Origin of the sequence: Tepidimonas sp., from assembly GCF_046292505.1 — a bacterium.
In the GTDB taxonomy this organism is placed as follows: Bacteria; Pseudomonadota; Gammaproteobacteria; order Burkholderiales; family Burkholderiaceae_C; genus Tepidimonas.
Genome location: NZ_JBKBQX010000078.1, coordinates 1 through 1575, shown reverse-complemented (window position 1 = coordinate 1575; position 1575 = coordinate 1). Strand labels below are relative to the sequence as shown.

Below are 1575 nucleotides of genomic sequence, written 5' to 3'. Positions count from 1 at the left end.
GGCTTCTTCTTGCTTGGCATAGATGCTCCTTTCCAACATGCTATGCCTCAAACACAAAATTCCTGACAGGCTCGCCGAAACCGGCGTGCAGCAGGCCAAAGAGTACGCCGAGATCCTCGGTCTCAAGTTCGCCTATGCCACCAACGGCCACCGCATCATCGAGATCGACTACACCACCGGCACCGAGCGCGAGGTCGACCGCTACGCCACGCCCGATGAGCTGTTTGCCCGCCTGACTGCCGCAGCGCATCTCCCCCAGGAAGCTGCGTCACACCTGCTGGAGCCATTCAACCTGGTCTCGGGCAAGGTGCCACGCTACTACCAACAGATCGCCATCCATCGGGTGATCGAGGCCATCCTGCGGGGCCAGAAGCGCATCCTCGCCACCCTGGCCACCGGCACCGGCAAGACCTGCGTGGCGTTTCAGGTGTGCTGGAAGCTGTGGAGCAGCCGCTGGAACCGCGAAGGCGCTTACCGCCGGCCCAAGATCCTGTTCCTGGCCGACCGCAACATCCTCGTCGACGACCCAATGGCCAAGATGTTCGCACCCTTCGGCGATGCCCGGCACAAGATCGCCGGCGGCGACGTCAGCCAGAGCCGGGACATGTACTTCGGCATCTACCAGGCGCTGTCCACTGCCAGCGCCGATGTCTTCCGGCAGTACCGTCCTGACTTCTTCGACTTGATCATCATCGACGAGTGCCACCGCGGCTCCAGCCGAGACGAGAGCGCCTGGCGCGCCGTGCTCGACTACTTTGCGCCCGCCGTGCAGTTCGGCATGACGGCGACGCCGCTGCGCGAGGAGTCTCGCGACAGCTACGAGTACTTCGGCAACCCGGTCTACACCTACAGCTTGCGCCAGGGCATCGAGGACGGCTTCCTCGCACCCTACCGCGTGCATCGGGTCATCACCACCGTCGACGCGGCGGGCTGGCGGCCGAGCAAGGACGAACTGGACCGCTATGGCCGCGAGGTGCCCGACGACGAGTACCAGACCAAGGACTTCGAGCGTGTCGTGGCCCTGCGCGCCCGCACCCGGGCAATGGCCCGGCACCTGACCGATTTCCTGAAAGGTACTGACCGCTTCGCCAAGACGCTGGTGTTTTGCGTTGACCAGGAACACGCCGCGGAGATGCGACAGGAACTGCTCAACCTCAACAGCGATCTCGTCAAGCAGTATCCGGACTACGTCTGCCGCGTCACCGCCGACGAAGGCGCCATCGGCCTGACCCATCTGGCGCATTTCCAGGACGTCGACAAGCCGACGCCCGTCATCCTCACCACCTCCCAGCTGCTGACCACTGGTGTTGATGCCGAGATGGTCAAGAACGTGGTGCTGGCCCGTGTCGTGGGCTCGCGCGCCGAGTTCAAGCAGATCGTCGGGCGCGGCACGCGGCTGAAGGTCGACTATGGCAAGGAGTACTTCAACATCATCGATTTCACCGGCACGGCCACCCGGCACTTTGCCGATCCGGATTTCGATGGTGAGCCCGCGCTCATCGAGGAAGTGACGGTCGACGAGTCGGGCGAGCAGGTCAGCATTACAGAGACCGCTCCCCCAGCGGCACCGGATGC

General features: G+C 63.9%; 1 pseudogene. It reads left to right on the top strand.

Going from position 1 to position 1575, the window contains the following annotated elements:
- Positions 1 to 73 precede the first annotated feature (73 nt).
- Positions 74 to 1575: pseudogene (hsdR, locus tag ACK4TH_RS11735) on the top strand (EcoAI/FtnUII family type I restriction enzme subunit R); the annotation flags it as partial.